At 67.5% G+C, this 6,060-nt stretch carries 5 protein-coding genes; 4 read left to right on the top strand and 1 reads right to left on the bottom strand.

Annotated elements, in window-relative coordinates; all coding sequences use genetic code 11:
* The 3 genes from LUU90_RS17330 to LUU90_RS17320 form a co-directional block, all read left to right on the top strand.
* Positions 1-716, top strand: a 716-nt coding sequence (locus LUU90_RS17330; protein ID WP_275004871.1) for an FAD-binding protein, incomplete at its 5' end; no start/stop codon positions are given.
* Positions 717-870: 154 nt separating this feature from the next.
* Positions 871-2,265, top strand: coding sequence for an NAD(P)/FAD-dependent oxidoreductase (locus LUU90_RS17325; protein WP_275004870.1), 1,395 nt, complete (start codon positions 871-873; stop codon positions 2,263-2,265).
* Positions 2,255-3,859: a cytochrome b gene (locus tag LUU90_RS17320; RefSeq protein WP_275004868.1), complete on the top strand. Its 1,605-nt coding sequence runs from the start codon at positions 2,255-2,257 to the stop codon at positions 3,857-3,859. The genes LUU90_RS17325 and LUU90_RS17320 overlap by 11 nt, the downstream gene beginning before the upstream one ends.
* Positions 3,860-4,409: 550 nt before the next feature.
* Here the strand turns inward: LUU90_RS17320 and LUU90_RS17315 are convergent.
* Entirely contained in the window at positions 4,410-5,090 is a 681-nt protein-coding gene (locus LUU90_RS17315; protein WP_275004867.1) for an NADPH-dependent FMN reductase, read from the bottom strand.
* Here LUU90_RS17315 and LUU90_RS17310 point away from each other — a divergent pair.
* Complete coding sequence (locus LUU90_RS17310) at positions 5,027-6,031, top strand: AraC family transcriptional regulator (protein ID WP_342470554.1); 1,005 nt, start codon at positions 5,027-5,029, stop codon at positions 6,029-6,031. The genes LUU90_RS17315 and LUU90_RS17310 overlap by 64 nt on opposite strands.
* Positions 6,032-6,060 lie beyond the last annotated feature (29 nt).

Genomic DNA, 6,060 nt, shown 5'->3' with positions numbered 1-6,060 from the left:
TCACCACCGAACCCATCGAGATCGCACCCACCGCCCACTACTCCATGGGCGGCGTCTGGGTCCGACCAGAAGACCACAGCACCGAGGTCGACGGCCTCTACGCGATCGGTGAGGCATCCTCCGGCCTGCACGGCGCCAACCGCCTCGGCGGCAACTCCCTGATCGAGCTCCTCGTGTTCGGGCGCATCGTCGGGCGGGCCGCCGCTGCCTACTCAGCCGGTCTGGAGACACAGCGCCGTTCGCACGACGCCCAGGCCGAGGCCCGCGCCGAGGTCGCCGACCTGCTGGCCGCCGACGGACCCGAGAACGTGCGGGCCCTGCAGCGCGCGGTCCGCAACACGATGACCGAGCACGCCGGCGTCGTCCGGGACGAGCAAGGACTCCTCGCGGGCCTGCGCGAGCTCGACGAGATCGAGGTGCGCGCCAAGAACGTCGGCATCCACCCCGACATCGCCGGATTCCAGGACCTCGCGCACGCCTTCGACCTCAAGGCGTCCTTGATCGCCGCCCGCGCCACACTCGAAACAGCACTCCAACGCCGCGAGACCCGCGGCTGCCACAACCGCTCCGACTACCCCGACCTGGACCCGACGCTCCAGGTGAACCTGGTCTGGTCCCCTACCGACGGTGTGGTGCACGAAGAGATCCCGCCGGTGCCGGAGGCAATCGCCGAACTCATGGTCGACGTCTCCGCTGACGGCAAGCTCGTCGAGTAGCCGGTAGGCCTCCAGGCCCTCTGAACAGCCCGTCTCGACCCTCACCAAAAGCGCGGCACCCGGGATATCCCGGGTGCCGCGCTTTCGTGACGAGCGCCATATCACGTCTGCCCGCGCTCGGCGGTCTACCTGGTGAGAGCAACTGGAGGCTGTCATGCGAATTCTCATCATCGGCGGCGGGTACGCAGGGTTCTACACGGCGTGGCGGCTGGAGAAGCGGCTACGTCCGGGCGAGGCCGAGGTTACTGTCGTCGACCCCCGCGGGTACATGACCTACCAACCGTTCCTGCCCGAGGTGACAGCCGGATCGGTCGAGGCACGGCACGTGATCGTCTCCCTGCGCAGTCACCTGCGCACCACCCGCATCATTGCCGGTCACGCCGTCGCCGTCGACCACGCCCACCGGAGCGCCACCGTCCGCACGAACGCCGGTTCCGTTCAGTCCATCGGGTACGACATGCTCGTGATCACCGCGGGCGCTGTGACACGCCGGTTACCGATCCCCGGGGTAGCCGAGGAAGCCATCGGCCTCAAGCAGGTCGAGGAGGCCGTCGCGATCCGCGACCGTCTCCTGGCTGCGTTCGACGAGGCTGCCGCGCTCCCGCCAGGCCCCGAGCGCACCCGCTTGCTGACCGTCACCGTCGTCGGTGGAGGCTTCACCGGAGTCGAGACGTTCGGTGAGCTGCTCTCCCTGGCGACCTCGCTCCTGCGTTCCTACCCCGAGATCACGTTCCCGGATCTCTCGTTCCACCTCGTCGAGGCACAGGCACGGATCCTGCCCGAGGTCACCGACGGCCCCGGACGCTGGGTCGTGCGCCACCTCGAGCAGCGCGGCGCCCACGTCCACACCGAGGCACGCGTCACCTCCGCACGAGGCGGCCACATCGAGCTGTCCACCGGGGAAACCTTCGACACCAACCTGCTGATCTGGTCCGCCGGCAACGGGAGCAACCCTGTGATCGCCCAGCACACCGACCTGCCCGTCGACGACCGGGGCCTGCTGCGTGTCCGTGCCGACCTGCGTGTCGGCACCGACGAGGCGCCCGTACCGGACGCCTGGGCCGCCGGCGACAACGCCGCCGTCCCGGACCTTGCAGCCACCGCTCCCGGGGCATTGACGGTACCCAACGCCCAGCACGCCGTCCGGCAGGGCAAGCACCTGGCCGCCAACCTCGTCGCACACCTGCGCGGCAAGACGGTGCGCCCCTACGTCCACCACAGCCTCGGCACCGTCGCGACGCTGGGCATGGGCAAGGGCATCTTCCAGTACCGCCGGTTGGTGATCAGGGGCCCGTTGGCGTGGTTGATGCACCGCGGCTACCACGTCCTGGCCATCCCCACCTGGGAACGCAAGCTGCGCGTCCTGCTCGTCTGGATCAGCGCGGTGCTGTTCGGGCGCGACATCGTTGCCCTGCCCGGCGTGGAGCGGCCTCGGGCTGCGTTCCTGGCTGCCGGCGACCCCGACATGCTCCCGCCCTCGCGCGGACACATCGGGTCCGGGACTGACGCCGGTGCGCGTGAGCTGATCGGTGCCGGCCATGCCCGTTGACCGCCGTCGCACCAGCACACGCCACCACACCAAGGTGATCCTCGCGCAGGTCGACCAAAGACTGCGCCGGACGCTGGGGCAGCAACGAATTCACCTGCACTGGGCGAACCTGTTCGGCGTCGTGTCGGTCGCCTGCATGCTGGTCCTCGCGATCACCGGCATCCTGCTGACGTTCACCTACACCCCGTCCAGCGAGCTGGTCACCTATGACGGACCCCACCAGCCTCTGGTCGGGACCCGGGTCAGCAAAGCGTTCGACTCCACTATGGAGATCTCGTTCGAGCAAGCCGGCGGCATGCTGATTCGCCAGACCCATCACTGGGCAGCGCTCGTCCTGCCCGCCGTGATGATCGTGCAGATCCTGGCCCTGTTCTTCACCGGAGGATTCCGTCGCCCACGGCGTGCGGCCTGGGTACTGCTGACGCTCGCGTTCATCGCGGTCCTCCTGGCCGGCTGGAGCGGGTACGCCCTGCCTGACGACATGCTGTCGGGCACCGGGCTACGCATCGTCGAAGGCGTCATGCTCGGCATCCCCGTGATCGGCACCTGGCTCGTGTCCTGGATGTTCGGTGGCCGGTTCCCCGGCGAGATCATCGAGAACCTCTACCCGGTCCACGTACTGATCGCCCCGGTCCTGGTCGTCGTCCTGCTCCTGGTCCGAGCCCGGCTCGGATACCGGCACGGGTCGCCCGGCCCCCCAGGCACAGGGACACCGATCCAGGCCGCGCTCGGGCTACGACTGTGGCCCGATGCCGCAGTACGCGCCGCCGGGATGACCGCGATCACGAGCGCCGTCCTCGTACTGCTCGGCGCCACCTCCACCATCAGCCCCATCTGGGCCTACGGCCCCACCGCCGCCGGAGATGTCGGCGCCGGCAGCCAACCCGACTGGTACATCGGGTTCCTCGACGGTGCACTGCGTCTCGTCCCGGTCGGCTGGGAGACCGAATGGTTCGGCTGGACCTGGACCTTCGCCATCCTTGCCCCGCTCGCCATCATCGGCGTCTACTTCGTCCTGGTCATCGTCTACCCGTTCCTCGAGTCCTGGATCACGAAGGACACCACCGAGCACCACGTGCTCGACCGGCCCCGCAACGTTCCGGCGCGCACCGGGATCGGCGTGGCCGGCGCGCTCTTCTACGGGATCCTGTGGGGCGCGGCGAGCGCCGACATCGTCTCGACAGAGTTCAGCATCAGCTTCGAAACGATCATCACTGCGCTACAGGTGGCTCTGATCGTCGGCCCGCCCCTCGCGTTCGAGGTCACGCGCCGGATCTGCGTGGGGCTGCAACGCAAAGACCGTGAGGTCCTGCTGCACGGGCACGAGACCGGACGGATCGTGCGGATGCCGAACGGCGGCTATGTCGAGATCCACCAGCCGGCCGACGCCGCCGAACGCGGCCGCCTCACCGTGGTCTCTGACCCCACCAAGCCCGCACGACCCGACCAGGCCGGCCGACTGACCAGCAGGGAGCGGCTGCGTGGCGTCCTTGCGAGGCAGTTCGGGACCGGGCGCGTCTCGATCGCACCACAGCAGGAAGAACGACCACCAGGCGAAGACCGAGCCACACAGGACGTCAAGAGCCCCAGATGATCGTCCAGCATCCCAAGGACTCACCCACTGCGCACGCACGCACCACGCACGGCGCCGCGCGCTGGCTCTGACCGCTCTCGATGATCGCCGCGGGTCCGAGGCGGTCATCGAGAGCAACGGTCGTCCCCCGACCGGGCGCGTCGACCGGGACAAAGCTCCTGACGTTCCGCACTCACCACGACCATGGCAGCCGACGCCGAGGGATCTCATGGCACTAGATGCACGAGCTGACAACGATCTGCTCGCCAGCGGTCGCGACAAGGTGAACGTGAACGACCTGATGGTGCGCGCAACCGGGCTTTTGATGCTTCCCACCGGACGTGAGCGTCTCATGATCGCCGTGAAGCTTTCCGCACCAAAGATGCCGAGATCCCCGATGGTGACGGCCGTGCTATCCGTAGTGACGCGGCGACACATGAGCATTGTTGTGCAGTCTTCTGCTTGGTATCCACCCCCACGTTCCGACGAGAAAGCCGGGCCGCCGACATTGTCGGCGAGCCCGGCCTGTGGTCCCGATTCATCATTCCCGGGTGGCGGATCGTGCTTTCGTTCAGGCCGAAGCCCGCACGTCGCGGAGCGCCTCGCCCCACGACACGAGATCTGTGAGCATGGCCGACATCATGGGCTCGTGCTTCGCCCGGGGCGCGAACCCCGTGTGCTCCTGGAAGTCGTCCGCCAGGGTGAGTGCGACCTGCGGACCGACCGTAGCCATCCGCACCATCGACAGGACGCCGCGCATGTGTTCTACCGAGCGCACGCCGCCATCAGCGCCGTAACCGACGAACCCGGCCGCCTTGTTGTTCCACTCGGCGTAGAGGTAGTCGATCGCGTTCTTCAGCGAGGCCGGGATCCCGCGGTTGTACTCAGGCGTGACGAACACGAAGCCATCGAACCCCGCGATCTGCTCCGCCCACCTCACGGTGTGCGGCTTCGTGCCCGCCGCCATCATCGGGACGGTCGTCTCGTCGAGGATCGGAAGGGCGAAATCCTTGAGGTCGACGAGCCTGAATTCTGCCCCTCCGTGATCCAACGCCTTCTTGTACACCCACTCCCCGACTCCTCGACCCACGCGTCCGGGACGGGTAGATCCGATGACGATTCCAATTGTGAGCATTTCCAGCCTCCATTCGTGCATGTGCATTTCCCTTGCTTTACCAAGGATGCTCGATGCGGGGGTGGCGGTCGATGCCTGAGAATCCCGTCGTGATGCGTAGTCGTCTTCGCTTGTCAATCGAAATGTCGAGGCTCGAGATGGACGTTCTCAGTCAGATAGTTGCTGCCATGACGACTGGGAGACCGCAGTCTTTCCTGGTCGAGGGACACCCGCCCTGGGGCCGGCGCTTTTCCTCCGCACCCGGGGCAGGAGTACACGTGATGCTCGAGGGCCAGACGATGCTGCTCCCACCAGGAGGAGAACCCGTGCGCCTTGATGTCGGTGACGTACTCCTTCTTCCGCGCGGCGCCGGACACGGTTTGGCCAGCAGCCCGGACGTTCCGCTGATCGACGTGGAGCATCCCAGCCAGCGTTCCGTCGCCGGCCCGGTGACCATCGGACCGGACCGGCTGTCCGCGCGTGGTCCCCGTTCGCGCATGCTCTGCGGAACCTACCGCCTCGACACGTCCCGACAGGCCCCGCTCCTGCGCCGACTGCCAGCATCGGTCGTCCTGGAGACAGGCGCTGGGCGTCACCCCGAACTGTCAGCAGTCGTCGCTCTGCTGGTCCGCGAACTCACGCAATCTGCGCCCGGTCGGCCTCTGGCCGTCGGGTCGCTGCTCGACCTTCTCCTTGTCGAGACGCTGCGAGCATGGTTTCGCCAGCACCCCTACGAGAACTGGGCCGCCGAGCTGTCAGACCCGCTGATCACGGACGCACTGCGGTATCTGCACGACCACCCACAACGCTCGTGGACCGTTGCGGAGCTGGCGGAAGCAGTCGGGTTGTCTCGTGCGGCGTTCGCCCGCCGATTCACCGACCGGGTCGGCCAGCCACCCCTCGCCTATCTCACCTCCTGGCGCATGTTGATGGCCAGCAGACTGCTCAGAGACGAGAACCGCGTGCTCGCGGACATCGCACACTCAGTCGGATACTCCTCGTCCTACGCGTTCGCGAACGCCTTCAAGCGTGTGCACGGCGTCGCGCCAGGTACCTACCGGCAGAGCTCAGCGACCTGAGGCTGTCGACCTGGTGGCCACTGCGCGAG

The organism is Promicromonospora iranensis (assembly GCF_028994775.1).
Lineage (GTDB): Bacteria > Actinomycetota > Actinomycetes > Actinomycetales > Cellulomonadaceae > Promicromonospora > Promicromonospora iranensis_A.
This window is presented reverse-complemented; position numbering and strand designations above follow the sequence as displayed.

Coding starts and splice junctions, on each gene's coding strand:
- LUU90_RS17325 (WP_275004870.1), top strand. CDS start 871: ATGCGAATTCTCATCATCGGCGGCGGGTACGCAGGGTTCTACACGGCG.
- LUU90_RS17320 (WP_275004868.1), top strand. CDS start 2,255: ATGCCCGTTGACCGCCGTCGCACCAGCACACGCCACCACACCAAGGTG.
- LUU90_RS17310 (WP_342470554.1), top strand. CDS start 5,027: ATGCGGGGGTGGCGGTCGATGCCTGAGAATCCCGTCGTGATGCGTAGT.